23 protein-coding genes are annotated in these 19,757 nt (G+C 61.9%); 7 read left to right on the top strand and 16 right to left on the bottom strand.

Translation table 11 applies throughout. The features are described 5' to 3' along the window. The first annotated feature begins 10 nt into the window (after positions 1–10). The 7 genes from AC6BYQ_RS03400 to flgL all read left to right on the top strand — a co-directional run bounded on the left by AC6BYQ_RS03400 (position 11) and on the right by flgL (position 7,281). Positions 11–766, top strand: a complete 756-nt coding sequence (locus AC6BYQ_RS03400) for a flagellar basal body rod protein FlgF (RefSeq protein WP_019452952.1) — start codon at positions 11–13, stop codon at positions 764–766. Positions 767–784: 18 nt separating this feature from the next. Continuing rightward, positions 785–1,567, top strand: coding sequence for a flagellar basal-body rod protein FlgG (flgG, locus tag AC6BYQ_RS03395; RefSeq protein ID WP_004934819.1), 783 nt, complete (start codon positions 785–787; stop codon positions 1,565–1,567). Between the two features lie 83 nt (positions 1,568–1,650). Then, positions 1,651–2,352 (top strand): flagellar basal body L-ring protein FlgH, encoded by a 702-nt coding sequence (gene flgH / locus AC6BYQ_RS03390; RefSeq protein ID WP_004934817.1) that lies wholly within the window; start codon positions 1,651–1,653, stop codon positions 2,350–2,352. Positions 2,353–2,362: 10 nt separating this feature from the next. After that, a complete protein-coding gene (locus AC6BYQ_RS03385) occupies positions 2,363–3,463 on the top strand; it encodes a flagellar basal body P-ring protein FlgI (protein ID WP_004934816.1) in 1,101 nt (366 codons plus the stop codon). Beyond that, the gene (flgJ, locus tag AC6BYQ_RS03380; protein ID WP_498056281.1) at positions 3,463–4,407 is read left to right on the top strand and encodes a flagellar assembly peptidoglycan hydrolase FlgJ; all 945 of its coding nucleotides are present in this window, start codon (positions 3,463–3,465) and stop codon (positions 4,405–4,407) included. The genes AC6BYQ_RS03385 and flgJ overlap by 1 nt, the downstream gene beginning before the upstream one ends. A 206-nt stretch (positions 4,408–4,613) precedes the next feature. After that, on the top strand, positions 4,614–6,263 hold the full coding sequence (flgK, locus tag AC6BYQ_RS03375) for a flagellar hook-associated protein FlgK (protein ID WP_019452950.1): 1,650 nt from the start codon (positions 4,614–4,616) through the stop codon (positions 6,261–6,263). A 58-nt stretch (positions 6,264–6,321) separates the two neighbouring features. Further along, the gene (gene flgL / locus AC6BYQ_RS03370) at positions 6,322–7,281 is read left to right on the top strand and encodes a flagellar hook-associated protein FlgL (RefSeq protein WP_498056280.1); all 960 of its coding nucleotides are present in this window, start codon (positions 6,322–6,324) and stop codon (positions 7,279–7,281) included. A gap of 187 nt (positions 7,282–7,468) precedes the next feature. Here the strand turns inward: flgL and AC6BYQ_RS03365 are convergent, their stop codons facing one another. From AC6BYQ_RS03365 to fliF, 16 genes are all read right to left on the bottom strand, one after another. Next, positions 7,469–7,795 (bottom strand): hypothetical protein, encoded by a 327-nt coding sequence (locus AC6BYQ_RS03365; RefSeq protein ID WP_015378249.1) that lies wholly within the window; start codon positions 7,793–7,795, stop codon positions 7,469–7,471. 14 nt (positions 7,796–7,809) lie between these two features. After that, positions 7,810–8,076 (bottom strand): hypothetical protein, encoded by a 267-nt coding sequence (locus AC6BYQ_RS03360; protein WP_015378248.1) that lies wholly within the window; start codon positions 8,074–8,076, stop codon positions 7,810–7,812. Positions 8,077–8,416: 340 nt separating this feature from the next. Continuing rightward, positions 8,417–8,551 carry a stationary-phase-induced ribosome-associated protein gene (gene sra, locus AC6BYQ_RS03355; RefSeq protein WP_019452946.1) on the bottom strand — a complete coding sequence of 45 codons (135 nt, stop codon included), beginning with the start codon at positions 8,549–8,551 and terminating at the stop codon, positions 8,417–8,419. 353 nt (positions 8,552–8,904) lie between these two features. Next, on the bottom strand, positions 8,905–9,687 hold the full coding sequence (gene fliR / locus AC6BYQ_RS03350; protein WP_019452945.1) for a flagellar biosynthetic protein FliR: 783 nt from the start codon (positions 9,685–9,687) through the stop codon (positions 8,905–8,907). Positions 9,688–9,689: 2 nt separating this feature from the next. Next, positions 9,690–9,959 carry a flagellar biosynthesis protein FliQ gene (gene fliQ / locus AC6BYQ_RS03345; protein ID WP_004934803.1) on the bottom strand — a complete coding sequence of 90 codons (270 nt, stop codon included), beginning with the start codon at positions 9,957–9,959 and terminating at the stop codon, positions 9,690–9,692. Between the two features lie 21 nt (positions 9,960–9,980). Further along, complete coding sequence (gene fliP, locus AC6BYQ_RS03340; protein ID WP_004934802.1) at positions 9,981–10,742, bottom strand: flagellar type III secretion system pore protein FliP; 762 nt, start codon at positions 10,740–10,742, stop codon at positions 9,981–9,983. Then, positions 10,739–11,143, bottom strand: a complete 405-nt coding sequence (gene fliO, locus AC6BYQ_RS03335) for a flagellar biosynthetic protein FliO (RefSeq protein ID WP_019452944.1) — start codon at positions 11,141–11,143, stop codon at positions 10,739–10,741. Before fliO ends, fliP begins: the two co-directional genes overlap by 4 nt. Further along, entirely contained in the window at positions 11,143–11,559 is a 417-nt protein-coding gene (fliN, locus tag AC6BYQ_RS03330; protein ID WP_004934799.1) for a flagellar motor switch protein FliN, read from the bottom strand. The genes fliO and fliN overlap by 1 nt, the downstream gene beginning before the upstream one ends. Then, positions 11,552–12,556, bottom strand: coding sequence for a flagellar motor switch protein FliM (gene fliM, locus AC6BYQ_RS03325; protein ID WP_004934798.1), 1,005 nt, complete (start codon positions 12,554–12,556; stop codon positions 11,552–11,554). Before fliM ends, fliN begins: the two co-directional genes overlap by 8 nt. Before the next feature lie 5 nt (positions 12,557–12,561). Then, the gene (gene fliL / locus AC6BYQ_RS03320; RefSeq protein ID WP_015378245.1) at positions 12,562–13,047 is read right to left on the bottom strand and encodes a flagellar basal body-associated protein FliL; all 486 of its coding nucleotides are present in this window, start codon (positions 13,045–13,047) and stop codon (positions 12,562–12,564) included. A gap of 165 nt (positions 13,048–13,212) precedes the next feature. Then, entirely contained in the window at positions 13,213–14,442 is a 1,230-nt protein-coding gene (locus AC6BYQ_RS03315) for a flagellar hook-length control protein FliK (protein WP_498056279.1), read from the bottom strand. Next, positions 14,439–14,885: a flagellar export protein FliJ gene (gene fliJ, locus AC6BYQ_RS03310; RefSeq protein WP_004934783.1), complete on the bottom strand. Its 447-nt coding sequence runs from the start codon at positions 14,883–14,885 to the stop codon at positions 14,439–14,441. The genes AC6BYQ_RS03315 and fliJ overlap by 4 nt, the downstream gene beginning before the upstream one ends. 20 nt (positions 14,886–14,905) lie before the next feature. Next, on the bottom strand, positions 14,906–16,267 hold the full coding sequence (fliI, locus tag AC6BYQ_RS03305; protein WP_004934781.1) for a flagellar protein export ATPase FliI: 1,362 nt from the start codon (positions 16,265–16,267) through the stop codon (positions 14,906–14,908). Beyond that, on the bottom strand, positions 16,267–16,971 hold the full coding sequence (fliH, locus tag AC6BYQ_RS03300; RefSeq protein WP_063918542.1) for a flagellar assembly protein FliH: 705 nt from the start codon (positions 16,969–16,971) through the stop codon (positions 16,267–16,269). Before fliH ends, fliI begins: the two co-directional genes overlap by 1 nt. Then, entirely contained in the window at positions 16,964–17,956 is a 993-nt protein-coding gene (gene fliG / locus AC6BYQ_RS03295) for a flagellar motor switch protein FliG (protein WP_004934775.1), read from the bottom strand. The genes fliH and fliG overlap by 8 nt, the downstream gene beginning before the upstream one ends. Then, positions 17,953–19,653: a flagellar basal-body MS-ring/collar protein FliF gene (gene fliF / locus AC6BYQ_RS03290; RefSeq protein WP_197667847.1), complete on the bottom strand. Its 1,701-nt coding sequence runs from the start codon at positions 19,651–19,653 to the stop codon at positions 17,953–17,955. The genes fliG and fliF overlap by 4 nt, the downstream gene beginning before the upstream one ends. Positions 19,654–19,757: the final 104 nt, after the last annotated feature.

Below are 19,757 nucleotides of genomic sequence, written 5' to 3'. Positions count from 1 at the left end.
GGGCCGAGTTATGGATCACGCGATTTATACCGCGATGGGCGCGGCGCGCCAAACGCTGGAACAGCAGTCCATTACCGCCAACAACCTGGCCAACGCGTCGACGCCGGGCTTTCGCGCCCAGCTCGCCGCGTTGCGCGCGGTGCCGGTCGACGGGCCGAGCATGGCGACACGCACCTTGGTGACGGCCTCGACGCCCGGCGCCGACATGAGCCAGGGCGCGCTGAACTACACAGCGCGTCCGCTGGACGTGGCGCTGCAGCAGGACGGTTTCCTGGCGGTGAGTCTGCCAGGCGGCGGTGAAGCTTACACCCGCAACGGCAACATTCAGATCTCCTCCACCGGGCAGTTGACGGTGCAGGGGATGCCGCTGATGGGCGACGGCGGCCCGATCGAGGTGCCGCCGTCGGCGGAGATCACCATCGCGGCCGACGGCACCATTTCGGCGCTGAACGCCGGCGATCCGCCGAACACCATCGCGCAGATCGGCCGCCTGAAGCTGGTCAAAGCCGATGCGCGCGAAGTGATGCGCGGCGACGACGGGCTGTTTCGCCTGACGCCGGAAACCCAACAGCAGCGCGGCAATCAGTTGCAAAACGATCCGCAGGTGCGGGTGATGCCGGGCGTGCTGGAAGGCAGCAACGTCAAGCCGATGGAAACCATGGTCGATATGATCGCCAACGCCCGTCGCTTTGAAATGCAAATGAAAGTCATCCACAGCGTGGATGAAAACGAACAGCGTGCCAACTCACTGCTCTCATTGAGTTAAGCAGCAAGGAAATAACCGATGATTCCATCCTTATGGATTGCCAAAACCGGTCTGGACGCGCAGCAGACCAACATGGACGTGATCGCCAACAACCTGGCGAACGTCAGCACCAACGGCTTCAAGCGCCAGCGTGCGGTATTTGAAGATCTGCTGTACCAGACCATGCGTCAGCCGGGGGCACAGTCCTCCGAGCAGACCACGCTGCCCTCCGGTCTGCAGATCGGCACCGGCGTGCGTCCGGTGGCGACCGAGCGTCTGCACAGCCAGGGCAACCTGTCGCAGACCAACAACAGTAAAGACGTCGCCATCAAGGGGCAGGGGTTCTTCCAGGTGATGCTGCCGGACGGCACCCAGGCCTACACCCGCGACGGGTCGTTCCAGATCGATCAGAACGGCCAGCTGGTGACCTCCAGCGGTTTCCAGGTGCAGCCGGCGATCACCATCCCGGCGAACGCGCTGTCCATCACCGTTGGCCGCGACGGCATCGTCAGCGTTACCCAGCAAGGGCAGACCGCCGCTCAGCAGGTGGGCCAACTGACGCTGACCACGTTCGTCAACGACAGCGGTCTGGAGAGCGTGGGCGAGAACCTGTATCAGGAAACCGAAAGCTCGGGCGCGCCGAACGAGAGCACGCCGGGGCTGAACGGCGCCGGTCTGCTGTATCAGGGCTACGTGGAAACCTCCAACGTCAACGTGGCGGAAGAGCTGGTCAACATGATCCAGACTCAGCGCGCTTACGAGATCAACAGCAAAGCGGTATCGACCTCCGATCAGATGCTGCAAAAGCTGACGCAACTGTAATCTGTCATTGACGGGCCCGGCATGCCGCGCCCGTCATTCTCTTTCGTGAAACAAAGGCGATACCCGTGGTAACCACATATTCGATGGCAATCCTGCCGCGGCAGGGACAACGCTGGCTGGCGGGAATGGTGATGCTGACGCTGAGCGGCTGCGCTTATATCCCGCACAAACCGCTGGTGGACGGCGCGACCACGGCGCAGCCCGCGCCGGCCAGCGCGCCGATGCCGAACGGCTCGATCTTCCAGACGGTGCAGCCGATGAACTATGGCTATCAGCCGCTGTTCGAAGACCGCCGTCCGCGCAACGTCGGTGACACCCTGACCATCGTGCTGCAGGAAAACGTCAGCGCCAGCAAGAGTTCCTCCGCCAACGCCAGCCGCAACGGCGCCAGCAAGTTCGGCGTCGCCACCTCGCCGCGTTACCTCGACGGCCTGTTAGGCAATGCGCGCGCCGATATGGACATTTCCGGCGACAGCACCTTCGGCGGCAAGGGCGGCGCCAACGCCAACAACACCTTCAACGGCACCATTACGGTGACGGTCAACCAGGTGCTGGCCAACGGCAACCTGCACGTGGTGGGGGAAAAACAGATCGCCATCAACCAGGGCACCGAATTCATTCGTTTCTCCGGCGTCGTCAACCCGCGTACCATCAGCGGCAACAACTCGGTCACCTCGACGCAGGTGGCGGATGCGCGTATCGAATACGTCGGCAATGGCTATATCAACGAAGCGCAGACCATGGGCTGGCTGCAGCGCTTCTTCTTAAATGTTTCACCGTTCTAAGGATTGACTGATGCTGAAAAAATGGTTTATCGCGCTGTGCGTCGGGCTGGTGTGCTTGCCGGCGGCGGCGGAGCGCATCCGCGATCTGGTGACGGTGCAGGGCGTGCGAGACAACGCCCTGATCGGCTACGGCCTGGTGGTGGGGCTGGACGGCTCCGGCGACCAGACCATGCAGACGCCGTTCACCACCCAGAGCCTGAGCAACATGTTGTCGCAGCTGGGCATCACCGTGCCGCCGGGCACCAACATGCAGCTGAAAAACGTGGCGGCGGTGATGGTGACCGCCAAACTGCCGCCGTTCTCGCGCGCCGGGCAGAACATCGACGTGGTGGTTTCTTCGATGGGCAACGCCAAAAGCCTGCGCGGCGGCACCCTGTTGATGACGCCGCTCAAAGGCGTGGATAACCAGGTCTATGCGCTGGCGCAGGGCAACGTGCTGGTCGGCGGTGCGGGCGCGGCGGCCGGCGGCAGCAGCGTGCAGGTCAATCAGCTGGCGGGCGGGCGCATCAGCAACGGCGCCACCATCGAGCGCGAGCTGCCGACCACCTTCGGCAGCGGCGGAGTACTCAATCTGCAGTTGAACGACGAAGATTTCACGCTGGCGCAGCAGATCAGCGACGCCATCAACCGCCAACGCGGCGGCGGCACCGCGACGCCGCTCGACGCCCGCACCATTCAGGTGCTGGTGCCGCAGGGTAACAGCTCTCAGGTGCGCTTCCTGGCGGAGATTCAGAACATCACCGTCAACGTCGGTGCGATGGACGCCAAGGTGATCATCAACTCGCGCACCGGTTCGGTAGTGATGAACCGCGACGTGATCCTCGACTCTTGCGCCGTGGCCCAGGGCAATCTGTCGGTGGTGGTCGATCGGCAGAACACCGTCAGCCAGCCGACGACGCCGTTCGGCGGCGGCCAGACGGTGGTGACGCCAAACACCCAGATCTCGGTGCAACAGCAGGGTGGGTCGCTGCAGAAGGTGAACGCCAGCGCCAACCTGAACAATGTGATCCGCGCGCTGAATGCGCTGGGCGCCACGCCGATCGATCTGATGTCGATCCTGCAGGCGATGCAGAGCGCCGGCTGCCTGCGCGCCAAGCTGGAAATCATCTGATGGCCGGCGATCTGATGGCGATGTCGGGCGCGGCCTATGACGCCCAGGCGCTGAACGGCCTGAAGCGCGACGCGGCGGCCGATCCGCAGGGCAACCTCAAGCAGGTGGCGCAGCAGGTGGAAGGCATGTTCGTGCAGATGATGCTGAAAAGCATGCGTTCTGCCTTGCCGCAGGACGGGGTATTAAGCAGCGATCAAACGCGGCTTTATACCTCGATGTACGACCAGCAAATCGCCCAGCAGATGTCGCAAAAAGGGCTGGGGCTAGCCGACATGATGGTCAAGCAGATGAGCAACGCCAATACGGTGCCGCGCGAAACGGCGGGCTTGTCGCCGATGGCGCTGGACAACGAGGTGCTGCAAACGCTGCCGAATCAGGCGCTGGAGCAGATGGTGCGCCGGGCGATGCCGAAAGCGCCGCCGGCCGCCGCGCCGCTGTCGCTCAACAACGGCAACTTCGTCGCCCGTCTGTCGATCCCGGCGAAGGTCGCCAGCCAGCAGAGCGGCATTCCGCATCAGCTGATCGTCGCGCAGGCGGCGCTGGAGTCCGGTTGGGGGCAGCGCGAGATCCCGACTTCTGACGGCACGCCGAGCTACAACCTGTTCGGCATCAAGGCCGGCGGCAGCTGGAATGGGCCGGTGACGGAGATCACCACCACCGAGTTTGAGCAGGGCGCCGCGAAGAAGGTGAAGGCGAAGTTCCGCGTTTACGGCTCGTACGTCGAAGCGATCGCCGATTACGTCAAGCTGTTGACCAACAACCCGCGCTACGCCGACGTGGCCGCCGCGCGCAGCCCGGAACAGGCGGCACATGCGCTGCAGCGCGCCGGTTATGCCACCGACCCGCAGTACGCCAGCAAACTGGTCAGCGTGATTCAGCAGATGAAGAACGCCGGGGAACAGGCGGTGAAAGCTTATACCCACGATCTGAAAGATTTGTTCTAAATCCCCGTCATTCTTGACGCCACAGCGGCGCCAATCATTTAGGGGATAGGCGGTAACGAAGGCTAGCTGGATGCTGAGCGCGTTGCCGCTTTTTTTCCTCAAGTTCTTCCCATTTTGGCCGATAACCGAGACAGGCTGAGCGAATAGGCTCAGCAGCTCAATTAAGAACTCTGTGGGCCACCGGCGCCGCAGCATAAGGAATTCCGATGTCCAATAGCTTAATCAATACCGCGATGAGCGGGCTGAATGCGGCTCAGGTGGCGCTCAGTACCGTCAGCAACAACATCTCCAACTATAACGTGGCGGGCTACAACCGCCAGACTGCGATCCTGGCGCAGAATGGCGGCATGGCCACCATGAGCGGCTTCATCGGCAACGGCGTGACCGTCACCAGCGTCAACCGTGAATACAACCAGTTCATCACCAATCAGCTGCGCAGTTCACAGAGCGCGTTCGGGGCGCAAAACGCCTATTACGAGAAGATTTCGCAGATCGACAATCTGTTGGCGAGCAAAACCAACCCGCTGTCGGCCAACATGCAGGACTTCTTCACCAATCTGCAAAACCTGGTGAGCAACGCCGGCGACGACGCCGCACGTCAGACCGTGCTGGGCAAGGCCAATGGCCTGGTTAACCAGTTCAATAACACCGACAAGTTCCTGCGCGACATGGACAGCGGCGTTAATCAGCAGATCAGCGATACGGCGCAGCAGATCAACAGCTACAGCCAACAGATCGCCAAGCTGAATGACGAGATCACCCGCCTGCGCGGCAGCGCCGCCGGTGAACCGAACGCGTTGCTGGATCAGCGTGACCAACTGGTCACCGAACTGAACCAGTTGGTGGGGGTTCAGGTCACGCAGCAGGATGGCGACGCGTATACCGTCTCCTTCGCCAACGGTTTGACCCTGGTGCAGGGCAGCAATACCTATCAGGTGGAGGCGATGCCTTCCAGCAGCGATCCTTCCCGTTTGACTATCGGTTACAACCGCGGCAACGGCGCTAGTGAAGTGCCGGAAGGGCAAATCACCAGCGGCAGTCTGAGTGGCGTGCTGAAATTCCGCAGCGAAACGCTGGACGGCGTGCGCAATCAGCTGGGGCAGTTGGCACTGGCGATGGCGGACAGCTTTAACCAGCAGCATCGCGCAGGCTTCGATCTGAACGGCGACGCGGGCGGCGATTTCTTCAGCTTCAGCGGCGGTCGGGTAGTGGATAATACCCGCAACACCGGCGACGCTTCGCTGTCGGTGGCTTACACCGACACCGGCAAAGTGAAGGCCAACGATTATCGCGTCGAGTTCGACGGCAGCAACTGGCAGGTCAGCCGCCTGCCGGACAACGTAAAAGTCAACGCCACGCCGGGCACCAGTGCCGACGGCAAACCGACGCTGAACTTCGACGGCCTGGAAGTGAGCATCGACGGCAATGCGAAAGCCAAAGACAGCTTCACCGTGAAGCCGGTCAGCGACGTGGCGGGCAACCTGAAAGTCGCCATCACCGATTCGTCCAAGATCGCCGCCGCCGGTAAAGACGACAGCGGCCGCGGCGATAACGAAAACGCCAAGAAGCTGCTGGATCTGCAAACCAAAAATCTGGTGGACGGTAAGGCGACCCTGAGCGGCGCTTACGCCGGCATCGTCAGTGGCGTGGGCAACCAGACCGCCGCCGCCAAGGCGATCGCGACCTCGCAGGCCAAGATCGTCAAGCAACTGGGTGAGCAACAGCAATCGCTGTCAGGGGTTAACCTCGACGAAGAATACGGTGAGCTGCTGCGCTTCCAGCAGTACTACATGGCCAACGCGCAGGTCATTCAGACCGCCAGCTCGCTGTTCGATGCGTTGCTGAATATTCGTTGATTTCATTGTTAGCCGGCGCCGTTGCGGCGCCGGTCGTTCAGAGTAAGGAACCCACAGCATGCGCATGAGCACCAGCATGATGTACCAACAGAACATGAGCGGCATCACGGGCAACCAGTCGCTGTTCATGAAGGCCGCCGAGCAGCTTTCCTCCGGCAAGCGGGTGATCAACCCGTCCGACGATCCGCTGGCGGCGTCGCGCGCGGTGATGTTGTCGCAATCGCAGGCGGAAAACAGCCAATACACGCTGGCGCGCACCTTCGCGCGTCAGAGCGTGTCGATGGAAGAAACGGTCTTGGCCGGCGCGACCTCCACCATCGCGGACATGAAGGCGCTGATCGTCAATGCCGGCGGCACCGAAAGCGATAACGACCGCCAGTCGTTGGCCACCCAACTGCAGGGGCTGAAAGATCAGCTGCTGAACCAGGCCAACAGCACCGACGGCAACGGCCGCTATATGTTCGGCGGATACGTGAACGACAAGACGCCGTTCGTCGACAACGGCGGCACCGTCAGCTATCAGGGGGGCGACAAGACGGTTGAGCAGAAAGTGGACGCCAACCGCACCATGACCATCGGCCATACCGGCAACGCGGTGTTCATGTCATTGACCAGCAACCCGAAGCCTGAGCCGGACGGCAGCGCGCCGGTCAGCAACGTTTTCGAGAGCATCGACATCGCGCTGAATGCGCTGAAAACGCCGCTGCAGGGCGCCGACGAGGCTACCAAACAGCAGGTGAACGATGCGTTGGCGAAAGCCAACCGCGGCCTGGACAACTCCTACAACAACGTGTTGAGCGTGCGTGCCGAGCTGGGCAGCCAGCTGCAGGAGATGGATCAGCTGGACAGCATCGGTAAAGAGCGTGACATGACCAACCAGATCCAGATGAGCGCGTTGACGGATGCCGACTTGGCCGAGTCTATCTCGTCTTACTTCATGCAGCAGGCGGCGCTGCAGGCGTCGTACAAAACCTTCAGCGATATGCAGGGCATGTCGCTGTTCCAGATGAATCGTTAAGAGCAATACCCCGTTGCCTGACCGCGACGGGTTTCCCTTTAGTGCGCTTAGAAAATGCCCTCTCCGCCCCGCGGGGAGGGAGGCTTCTTGAAACCGGGCGCACTCGTTTGGCGCGTCGTTCGTTCTCCCACTACTGACTGAGCGACGCGCCTTTTTTTGTCTGCGTTTTCCCCATTCAGCTTACGCGTTAGCGGAAAGGCACGCCGCGATCGTTGCCGGACCCTTTAGTGCATTGACCGCCTATGTTGACAAAGGCTGAGGCCGCCGCGGTGCCAATCGCACTGCCGTTACGGCTGGCCAGGGCGCCGGCCATGGCAATGGCGCCGGTCACCACCGCGCCGGTACAAGGATCCTGAAATAGCCCATAGCCTTTCGCCGCCCAATTAGGCTGGAAGCCGTTCGCCTGCGCGCCGTAGGAGCTTGGGCCATAGTCGCGATCCCGGTCGCCGCCGTTATTGCCGTCACCGGCACCGCCAATCCGTTGCATTTCTTCTCTGGTCAGTTCTCTCAGCATAGGTCGATCTCCTGTTAACGCGACTTAGCGTTATTTTTAGGGTTGTTATTTTCGATTTGAGATTTGCGGCTCTCATTTAGCAGCCAGCGTATTGGCTTATAGAGGCACTCGGCCAACTTCAATGAGCCAAATAAGGTAAACGGGATGATGACAAAACTATCGACGCCAGGCGGTAGAGCAAATAAACCCCAGGAAAAACCCAGTGTGTTTAAAATAGTGCTCATGATCAAAAGGGCGATGCCGCTGATGAATAAATCACTCAGCTGAAACTTTATCTTCATATTTACACCGTTTATATTTTAGTGAGGCTTGCCGCGTACTGATAGCAAGGTTGTTTTCAATATAACGCTGGGGAAATAAGGTGGGAAATCGATTTTTCTTGTCAGTGAATAAATAAGGGGTGTGAGTAAATTAAATCATTAATACATTATTTTTAAATTTAACGCAGCAGCCAGGGTGATGTGGCGCGTTATTCCCTTCCTAAGAATAAAGTACACCGGCACGGTTTGCCGGCGAGTGATGAGTGTGGGTCCCGGGCTGCTTATGCGGCGCCGCGTCGAATGACGTTGCAGAAGCCGGATAGGGGCGCAACCCGGAATTTTTGCTACAGGTCCTGCGTGATTATTTCTTTTTCTTCACCACTTTCCATTTTCCGCCATCGCTGGTCTCGGTGAAGGAAACTTTAAACTTGTTGCTTTTCCAGTGGGTCAAGCCGAATAATCGGCGTGCCTTGCGGTTGCTTTTCGCTTTAATCATGATCTCGCTCCTGTGGTTAGCAAAGGTCGATGCTGCGCCCTGCAGCCGGCAGGCTGCCGGACGCATTTATTCAGGGTGTAAGTTATCTGTCGCGCATTTAACTCTGCGTGACTGCGTTATTTTTTTATTTTCGCTGAGGAGTAAGCGTTTTTATCGCCGCCGATGGCTAACGGGGAGGCGATGTTTTCTTGTTACCGGGTCTATTCTAGGTCGGGGTTTTATTTATTCAAGCCGCCGGAGACATTTGAACCTTAATCCGGATAAAAGGCGTTTCTCAGGCTTTTGTCCCAATAAAACGGTTTTATTGCCATTTTGTCTCAGGCAAAAGGGGGGGAAGGAAGGAGGAGGCGGATTCAGAAGGTCATGCCGCCGATCACCGCCGCCAGACGATCGAATATCTCACCGAACAGGTGCTCGCAGAATGGCGCCAGCATCGGCATCATCATGCCCAGCGTCATGATGCCGAAGGTCATGGTGACCGGGAAGCCGATCACGAACACCGACAGCTGCGGCGTCATGCGGTTGAGCAGCCCGAGCGCCATGTTCAGCGTCAACAGCAGGCAGATCAGCGGCAGCGCCAGCATCATGCCATTGATGAAGATCAGCGAACCGACCTGGGTCAGCACCAGGAAGCCGTTGCCGTTCAGCGGCTGCGTTTGGATAGGCAGGGTGTGGAAGCTGTCAGCCAGCAGCGAAATCAGCCACAGATGGCCGTTGAAGCTGAGGAACAGCAGCATCGCCAGCAGATTGAGCAGGCGCGCCAGCACCGGCATGTTCGGGCCGCCGCTGGGATCGAAGAAGGTGGCGAACGACAGGCCCATCTGCATGCCGATCACTTCGCCCGCCAGGCGCACCGCCGCGAAGGCGAACTGCATGGTCAACCCCAGCGCCACGCCGATCAGAATCTGTTGAATCGCCAGCCACAGGCCGGCAGCGGAGAAGATCGGAATATTGCTGGCGGGCAGCGTCGGCGCGATCAGGATGACGATCAGCCCGCCAAGGCCGATTTTGACCTTTTTGCTGATTTGCTTTTCGCTGAATATCGGCGCGGTGCTGATCAGTGCCAGAATGCGCAGCAGCGGCCAAAAATAGTGGCTGAGCCAGACGGTGAGCTGGGCGCTGTCGAAAGTGAGCACGGTCAGCCGATCAGGGTAGGCAGGTTGCTGAACAGGGTGCGCATGTAGTCCAGCAACAGGTTCAGCATCCAGGGGCCGGCGATGATGATGGTGGCCACCACCGCCAGAATTTTGGGGATGAACGACAGCGTCATTTCGTTGATCTGGGTGGCGGCCTGCAGCAGGCTGACCACCAGGCCGCTGATGAGTGCCGCCAGCAGCAGCGGGGCGGCCAGCGCCAGCGCCACTTTCATCGCCTCGGTGCCGAGCGCCATAACCGATTCAGGTGTCATCTCGCTTTCTCCGGTCGGGGGTTACGAATAGAAGCTCTGCGCCAGCGAGCCGAGCAGCAGCTGCCAGCCATCGACCAGCACGAACAGCATCAGCTTGAACGGTAGCGAGATGGTCGCCGGCGGCACCATCATCATCCCCAGCGCCATCAATACGCTGGCGACCACCAGATCGATAATCAGGAACGGAATAAACACCGTAAAGCCGATCTGGAAGGCGGTTTTCAGTTCGCTGGTGACGTAGGCGGGCAGCAAGATGCGCATCGGCACCGCTTCCGGGCCGGCCAGCGGCGGCTGATTGGCCAGCCTGGCGTACAGCGCGAGATCGGTTTCGCGCGTTTGGCGCAGCATGAATTCGCGCAGCGGCTGCGCGCCTTTATCCAGCGCGACCTCCAGTCCGATCTTGTCCTGGCTGAACGGCAGGTAGGCGTCCTGATAGACCTTGTCGAACACCGGCGACATGATGAAGAAGGTCAGGAACAGCGCCAGCCCCAGCATCACCTGGTTCGGCGGCGCCGACGGCGTGCCCAGCGCATTGCGCAGCAGCCCGAGCACGATGATGATGCGGGTGAAGCTGGTCATCATCAGCAACATGGCGGGCAAGAAGGTCAGCGAGGTCAACAGCACCAGCGTCTGCACCGGCAGCGACCAGCTTTGGCCGCCGTTGGCCAGCGGCTGGCTGATCAGCCCCGGCAGTTGTGCAAAAGCCGCCGGGCTGATCAGCAGCAGGGCGGCAGGGAGCCAAACCGCCGGACGGCGGACGAGGGTATGAAGAGTCGAGGTCATGCCGATTTTTCCGGGCGTTTCAGAACTTTTTGCATCAGTTGGCGGAAGTCCGCCGGTGTTGCCGCGTTGGTCTCGCCTTCGTCTTTCGGCGGGGCGGGCAGGGTGTGCAGCGGGGTGATCTGCTGGGCGGTGACGCCCAAGACCAGCAGGGTGTCGTCGACTTCCACCACCACCACGCGCTCGCGCTGCCCGACCTGGCAACTGGCGCGCAGGTTGAGCAGTTTGTTGTTGCGCGCCTGCGGGGCGAACCCCAGCCGACGGAACAGCCAACCGGCCAGCAGGATCAGCAGCAGAATGCCACCGAGCGCGCTGCTGACCTGCATCAACACCGAACCTGCCGGCAGGGCCGGCGCGGCGGGTTGTTGGGTGCTTTGCACGGTAACGGGCGCGGCGGCGGTCATCAGCGGCTCAGTCGACGCATGCGTTCGGACGGGGTGATGATGTCGGTGATGCGCACGCCGAACTTGTCGGCCACCACCACCACTTCACCTTGTGCGATCAGGTAACCGTTGATCAGGATGTCCAGCGGTTCGCCGGCCAGGCCGTCCAGCGCCACCACCGAGCCCTGCGACAGGCGCAGCAACTCTTTGATGGTCATCTTGGTGCGCCCCAGTTCCACGGTCAGCTTGACCGGAATATCCAGGATCAGGTCGATATCCTGCAGGCTGCCGAGCGCATCCTGAGCCTCCAGCGACTTGAACACCCCTTCGGTGCTCGCGCCGGATTTCTCTGAGGACTGCTGCTCGTTAAACGCATCAGCCCACAGATCGTCCACGGATTCCTTTCCTTCGCCAGACGGTTGCTTAGGATCACTCATTGGGCTGTTCCTCACTCAGAGCATTCAAAATAGGGTTAATCAAATGTTCAACACGCAGGGCGTATTGCCCGTTCAACGTGCCGTATTGGCTGGTCAGAACCGGTACGCCGTCCACATGGGCGATCAGGCGTTCCGGCTTGTCTATCGGTAGTACATCGCCCGGTTGCAGCTTCAGGACTTTCGACAGCCGCATCGGGATATCGACGAAGTTGGCGATCAGCTCCAGTTCGGAGTGCTGCACCTGCTTCACCAGCGTTTCGCGCCAGTGGCTGTCTTCCTGCCGCGAGTTTTCCAGCGGCGGGTTGGTCAGCAGCTCGCGCAGCGGTTCGATCATCGCGAAGGGAATGCAGATGTTGAATTCGCCGGTCAGCGCGCCGATCTCCACCTGGAACGGCGTGGTGACCACGATGTCGTTCGGCGAGGTGGTGATGTTGGTGAACTTCACCTGCATTTCGGCGCGCACGTATTCCACGTCGATCTTGTAAATGGCGCTCCAGGCGTCGCCGTAGGCGTCCAGCGCCAGGCGCAGCATGCGCTTGATCACCCGCTGTTCGGTCGGGGTGAACTCGCGGCCTTCGACCTTGGTCGGGAAGCGGCCGTCGCCGCCGAACAGGTTGTCGACGGCGATGAACACCAGGCTCGGCGCGAACACGAACAGGGCGGTGCCGCGCAGCGGGTTCAGATGCACCAGGTTCAGGTTGGTCGGCACCGGCAGATTGCGGGCGAACTCGTGATACGGCTGGATTTTGATCGGGCCGACGGTGATGTCCGGGCTGCGGCGCAGCAGGTTGAACAATCCCATGCGGAACTGCCGGGCAAAACGTTCGTTGATGATTTCCAGCGCGTGCAGACGCTCGCGCACCACGCGGCGCTGGGTGTTCGGATCGTAAGGCTTGACCTCGCTCTCTTTGCCGACCACCGCTTCGGGTTCGTCACCCGCGCTGTCGCCGTTGAGCAAGGCGTCGATCTCTGCCTGTGAAAGAATGCTATCGCCCATAGTGATTACCGCAGTATGAAGGCGGTGAACAGCACGTCGCTGACCACCTGCTTCGGTTGTCCCTTAACCAGCGGCGGGCTGAGCACATCCTTAATCTGCGCCACCAACTGTTGCTTCCCTTGTTCATTGGCCAGCTGGCTCGCTTCCTGGCGGGAAAGCAGCATCAGCAGACGGCTGCGCACTTCCGGCAGAAAATCGTTCAGCTGACGGCGGGTACTTTCGTCCGGCAGACGCAGCGTGAGGCCGATGTACAGCACGCGATCCGGGTTGTTGTCCGGCGTCACCAGATTGACGGTAAAGGTGTCGAGCGGCATGAACACCGGCGCCGCCGGCGGTTGTTCTTTGACGGCGGCCGGTTCGGCGCCGTTTTTATGCTGTTGCAGCAGCCACCAGCTGTAACCCGCGGCGCCACAGGCGACGACGCTGATCAACACCAGCAGGATGACCAGAAGGGGGCGTTTCGGTGCTGCCGGAAGGGAGTTCTGAGACATAGCCAAATCTAATTCCTGTTGTTCCACCCGCGGCCTGCGAGGCGGCGAGCATAGCGCGCAGCAAAGCCGCACGCATGACATGTAAAGGTATTATCGCGTCTATTGCGGCGTGCAATAGCCTGAATAAACGCGCAAATGGGTGCCAGCTTGGGCGTTTGCGGCGGCTCAGGCGAAAATATCGACGCCGTTGACCGCACTGGCCATGCGCTGCAGCGCCACCGGCGCGCTGACGTTGTCGGCTGCTGCCGCCTCGCCGCCATGATGTTCAGCATAGCTGGAACGCCCCTGGCCGTTGGAAGCCTGCTGTTGCGCCTGTTGCCAGTGCGGCGTGGATTCGCCGCCCACGCTGCTCTGCCCTAGGTTGATACCGCTCTCCGCCAGCGCGTGGCGCAGCTGCGGCATCGCCGCTTCCACCGCCGCACGCACCTGGCCGTGCGCAGAGGCGATGTGCAGCTGCGCCTGTTGGTCGTCCAGTTTCAGCGTGATCTGCAAAGCGCCCAGTTCCTGCGGGTGCAGGCGCAGCTCGGCGCTCTGCTGGCCGTTGCGGTGGAACATCAGCACCTGTTGGTTCAACGCCTGCTGCCATTCCGGGCTGCCTAGCTGCGCGTTGAGCTGCGGCGTAGGCGGTGCACTCACCAGTGCGCTGGCCGGGGCGGCCGTTTGCGTCGGGCTGGCGGCGGCCAGGGCGACGGCGTGATTGAGCGTCGGCGGCTGCTGCGCATCGCTCGCCGGCAGCGGTTGCGCGGTGCTTGCACGTTCGCCGGTAGCCGGCTGCGTGAGCGCCGCCGTAGCGTTATCGCCGTCGGTGGCCGGTGTTTTAACGCTGGTCACCGTCGGGGCGGCTGGCGCCGCTGAACGAGCAGGGGTTTTATCACCGGCCGCCGCGATGTTCAGCAGGCCGTTGCCCGGCTGCAGCGCAGTGGCCTCGTCAGCGTTTTCCATCGGCAGCGACTGTTGGCCTTCGGCCGGTTGCGCCTGGGCGACGATCGCGGCCGGCAGCATGGCGTACAGCGCCTGCAGCGTCGCGGCATCCAGCTCTTTGGCGGCGACGATCGGCGTCTGCGCCGGTTTATCGCCGGCGGCGGGCGCATCGCCTTCAACGGCTTCAGGTGAAGGCGCGTCGGCTGAGGTTGACAGGTTCGGCAACAGACCGCCGCGCTCGCCGAAGGTGGCCAGCAGTTGATTGAGCTGGTTGCGGCTCAGGGCCGGGGCACGTTCATCGTCCGCGCTCAGCGTGGCCGGCTGAGGTTTGCCATCGGCGGCGGGCGCGAAACGCGCGCCGAGCAACTGGGCAAAAGCGGACGACAGCTGGCTTTCGTCCAGCGCCGAGGTCAGTTCGGTCAGACCGCCGGCGTCGCCGGGTAAGGCCAGGCCGGGCAGGGCGTTCAGATTCATGGGTTGATATTCCTTTGTGCGCTGCGTTGAGCGAATTCATCCATCAATTTTTGATCCCGTTTGTTCTCCTGCTGCTGCTCCGCATTCATTGCGCGGGTATGCAGGGTTTCGAAAGCGTTCAGCCGCTGTTGTTTGTCTTGCCATTGCTTCACCGCGTGATCCACTTTCTGCCCCCACTGCAGCAGCTGCTGGCGGTGCTGGTCGATGGCCTGCTCAAGCGTGCCGATAAACTGCTGGTAGTTTTGCCAGCGTGAGCTGTCCATGCCGTCGCAGAGCGTATGATTCAGCTTCTGGCGGTATTCGTCCTGATAGTTGAGCAGCATCGACAGCTGTTGCTCCGCCGCCTGCTGCGCCTGCCGTACCTGGCCCAGCTGTTGCGCGGCTTGTTCCACCGCATCCTGCGCCAGATCGCGTAGGGTAATCAGGGGTGACTGTGATTTCATCGCTCTGCGCCTCTGTGACGTTAAACAATCAACTGCTGCAGCTGTTGACAGGCTTCATCATAGCCGCTGCGTTCAAAGATGCCCTGTTGCAGGTAGGCTTCCATCTGCGGATACAGCGTCATCGCTTTGTCCAGCAACGGATCGCTGCCTGCCGCGTAGGCGCCGACGCTGATCAGATCGCGGTTGCGTTGATAGCTGGCCAGCATCTGTTTAAAGGTGCGAACCCGGCGATAATGCTCTTCGTCGATCAGCGACGTCATGGCGCGGCTGATCGACGCTTCGATGTCGATCGCCGGGTAGTGGCCGGCCTCCGCCAGGCGGCGCGACAGCACCACATGGCCGTCGAGTATGGCGCGGGCCGAGTCGGCGATCGGGTCCTGCTGATCGTCCCCTTCGGTCAATACGGTATAGAAGGCGGTGATGGAGCCGCCGCCACTGATGCCGTTGCCTGCGCGCTCCACCAGGGCGGGCAGCTTGGCGAAGACCGAAGGCGGATAGCCTTTGGTCGCCGGCGGCTCGCCGATGGCCAGGGCGATCTCACGCTGCGCCATGGCGTAGCGGGTGAGGGAGTCCATGATCAGCAGCACGTGCTGCCCGCGATCGCGGAAATCTTCGGCGATGCGGGTGGCGTAGGCCGCTCCCTGCATGCGCAGCAGCGGCGACACGTCCGCCGGAGCGGCGATCACTACCGAGCGCGCGCGGCCTTCGGCACCGAGAATGTTCTCGATAAAGTCTTTCACCTCGCGGCCACGTTCGCCGATCAGGCCAACGACGATCACATCCGCCTGGGTATAACGGGCCATCATGCCGAGCAATACGCTCTTACCGACGCCGGAGCCGGCGAACAGGCCCATGCGCTGGCCGCGCCCGACGGTCAGCAGGCCGTTGATGGTGCGCACTCCCACGTCCAGCACCTGCTCGATCGGCGTGCGCTGCAAGGGGTTGAACGGCGCGGTGATCAGCGGCGCGCGGTAACCGGTTTCCGGGGAGGGCAGGCCGTCGAGCGGTTTGGCGCTGCCGTCGAGCACGCGGCCCAGCAGCGCCGGGCCGAGCGGCAGCTGTTTGCCGGCGCTTTGGCCTTCCGGCGCGATGCGGGCGTAAACCCGCGCGCCCGGCACGATGCCTTCCACTTCTTCCAACGGCATCAGGAACAGCCGCTGGCCGTTGAAGCCGACCACTTCGCTTTCCACTTCCTGCACCTCACCGGCGTCGTGCCGTTCGATGAGGCAGGTCGCGCCGAGCGGCAACTGCAGCCCGGTGGCCTCGAGCACCAGCCCGGTGGCGCGGGTCAGGCGGCCGTAACGGCGCACCGTCGGCGCGCGGGCGATGCGCTTTTCCAGCGTATCCAGAGAGCTCAGCCAGCGGCCGAGACGCGCGGTCATCAGACTTCTCCTGGTGCCGCCAGGCGGCACAGTTCATGCCAGCGCGTCGCCAGGCTGGCGTCGAGATCGCCTTCTTCGGCGCTGACCTTGCAGCCGCCCGGGTGCAGTTCGCCGTCCGCCAGCAGGCGCCAGCCGTGCAGGCTGAGGGTGACCCCCAGCTGCTGTTCGACGCGTTGGTAGTCGTCCGGGTGGACCCGCAGCTGCGGCTTGCCGTTGAACATCGGCTCCTGCTGAATCAGCTGTTGGATCTGCGCGAGCAGGGCGGTGCCGTCGCACACCGGCGGCTGGCCCAGCACCTGTTTGGCGGCGGTCAGCGCCAGCTGCATCAACCGCGAAGCGATCACGCTGTCGAGCGCGTCCAGCGTGTGCTGGAATTCGGTGACCAACTGCTGCCAATGAGCGGTCAGCGGCTGTTGCTGCTGTTGCGCTTCCAGCAGCCCCTGCTGGCGGCCTTCCTCCAGACCGGACTGAAAACCGGCCTCATACCCTTTTTGCTGGCCGTCGGCATAGCCCAGCTGCTGGCCCTGTTGCTCTGCCTGCAGGCGCAGCGTCGCCAACTGCTGTTGCAATTCGGCCTGCGCGTCCGGCGACGGATCGTCAAGTTCGAGATCCGGCAATGGCGGCAGCTCGAGAGCCGGTTTCTGCTCGCCCAAATCGTTGAGCGACCAGGGCTGCCAGGGCAGGGTGTTAATGCGATCAGACATAGGTGTCCTCGCCGCCGCCGATGATCATTTCGCCGGTTTCCGCCAGGCGTCTTACCACCAGCAGGATGGCTTTCTGCTCGTTCTCCACCTGCGACATGCGCACCGGCCCACGGTTGGCCAGATCGTCGCGCAGGATGTCGGCGGCGCGTTGCGACATGTTCTTGAGGAACTTCTCGCGCAGCGGCTGTTCGGCGCCTTTCAACGCGATCAGCAGCGACTCGCCTTCCACTTCCTGCAGCAGGCGTTGGATGCTGCGATCGTCGACTTCCACCAGGTTTTCGAACAGGAACATCTCGTCGATGATCTTCTGCGCCAGCTCGCCGTCGTATTCGCGCATCGCGTCGATGACCGCTTCTTCCTGCTGGGTTTTCATCAGGTTGATGATCTCGGCGGCGGTACGCACCCCGCCCATTTTGCTGCGCTTGAGGTTCTGACCGTCGAGCAGGTTGTTCAGCACTTCGGTCAGCTCCGCCAACGCCGCCGGCTGCACGCCGCCGAAGGTGGCGATACGCAGCATCACGTCGTTGCGCAGGCGTTCGTCGAACAGGGCCAGGATGTCTGCCGCCTGGCCGCGTTTGAGGTGCACCAGAATGGTGGCGATGATCTGCGGGTGTTCGTCGCGGATCAGATCGGCGGCGCTCTGAGGCTCCATAAAGTTGAGCGTTTCCATGCCGGTGGTGGTCTCGCGCGATTCGAGAATGTCTTCCAGCAGGCTGGCGGCGCGCTCTTCGCCCAGCGCCTTGACCAGCACCGAGCGCAGGTAGTCGCTGGCGTTGACGCTCAGCGCCGCGTATTGCTCGGCGTCGTCTTCAAACTCGGTCAGTATTTCGCCGAGCTGTTTGTGTGAAACCTGGCTCATGCCGGCCATGGTGCCGCTCAGCAGCTGTACTTCGCGCGAGGAGAGGTGTTTGAACACCTCCGCCGCGCGATCTTCACCCAGCGTCATCAGCAAGATGGCGCTTTTGTCGGTTCCGGTCAGGCTCATATCTCGTTACTCATCCATTGGCGGATTACCAGAGCGACCACGCGTGGGTCTTTGTCAGCCAGATCGCGGATCCGCTGGCTCTGGACTTCTGCACTGACGCGCTGCTGCGATTTGCGACGCTGCGCCAGCTCCTCGTTGCTCGGTTTGTTGCTGTCGACCGTTTTAGTGACAGGGGCGTTGGCGGCGGCGAGGGCGGCCTGTTGCGCCGCCTGGCGCTGTTGCAGCTGTGGCCGCACCAGTTTGCGCCACAGCAGCCAGGCAACCAGCAGCACCAGCAGATAACGGCCGGCGTCGATCAGACGATCGATGAACGACTGACTTTGCCAGAACGGCAGTTCACCGCCGGTAACCTGGCTGTCGGTAAACGGTGTGTTGACCACGTTCAGGGTATCGCCGCGGCTGCTGGAATAGCCCATCGCTTCACGCACCAGCGCTTCGATCTGCGCCAACTGCTCTTTGCTCATCGGCTGCGGTTTGCCGTCTTTGTCTACGCCGAGGTAGTTGACCACCACGGCGACCGACAGACGCTGCACGGTACCGGCTTTTTGCTGGGTATGGCGAATGGTGCGGTCAAGCTCGTAGTTGGTCGTCGCGTCGCGTCGGGTGTTTTGCGGCACGCCGCTGGCCGCTGCGCTGCGGGTAGTTGCGGCGTTTTGCGCGGTCGCGTTGGCGTTGTTGCCCGCTGCGGCGGCCGGCTTGGCGGTTTCAATCGGCGCGGTGGCCGGCGCGCTCGGCTGATTGGACAGCGCGCCCGGCACGCCGCCGACCTGTGGCCCACCGATCTGCTCGCTCAGGCTGGTTTGCTGGGAGCGGATAGCGGCTTTGTCCGGCTGCTGGTTCGGCTGATACTGTTCATCGGTTTGTTCGCGCGTGGCGAAATCGATCTGCGCCGTGACCTGAGCCCGCACGTTGGCGCTGCCGACCACCGGGGCCAGGATCGCTTCGATGCGGCGCTGGAAGCCGTTTTCCACTTCGTTGGCGTATTTCAGCTGCGAGGCGTTGAGATCGCGCCCGGTACCGTCGGACTGCGTCAGCAGGCGTCCGGCCTGATCGACGACGGTCACGTTGCCCGGCGGCAGGCCGGCAACGCTGCTAGACACCATATAAACGATGGCGTTGATCTGGCCGTCGTCCAGGGCGCGGCCCGGTTGCAGAGTCAGCGTCACCGAGGCGGAAGGGGATTTTTGTTCACGCACGAACAGCGAAGGCTTAGGCAACGCCAGGTGAACGCGGGCGTTTTGCACCGGTCCCAGCGATTCGATAGTGCGCGACAGCTCGCCTTCAAGGGCGCGCTGATAGTTGATCTGCTCGCTGAACTGGCTGATGCCGAATTTTTCCTGATCCAGCAGTTCGAAACCGACGGCGCCACCTTTCGGCAGCCCTTGCTGCGCCAGACGCAGACGGGTTTCATGCACTTTTTCCGCCGGGATCAGCAGCGCCGCGCCATTTTCGGCAAAGCGGTAAGGGATGTTCATCTGCGTCAGCTGAGTGACGATGGCGCCACCGTCGCGGTCGTTCAGATTGCTGTACAGCACGCGGTAGTCGGGGCTTTTCACCCACAACAGCAGTGCGACGACGATCGCGATCGCGGCGGAGGCGGCGACCAGCAACGGAATTTTCGGGTTGGCGCGCAGACGATTCCAGATGGCCTGCAGGCCGTTGTCGCGGCTTTCGCCGGCGGTTATCGAAGCACTCATTTTAGGTCTCGTCCTTCAATGGCGCTCACGATCCCGTACGGGCCGCTGAGCAGCTCCCTGCCAGGCTGATGAACGGTATGGTTAGCGTTGTGTGACAAAACAGA

The organism is Serratia sp. LTN-2 (genome assembly GCF_059740205.1).
This window is presented reverse-complemented; position numbering and strand designations above follow the sequence as displayed.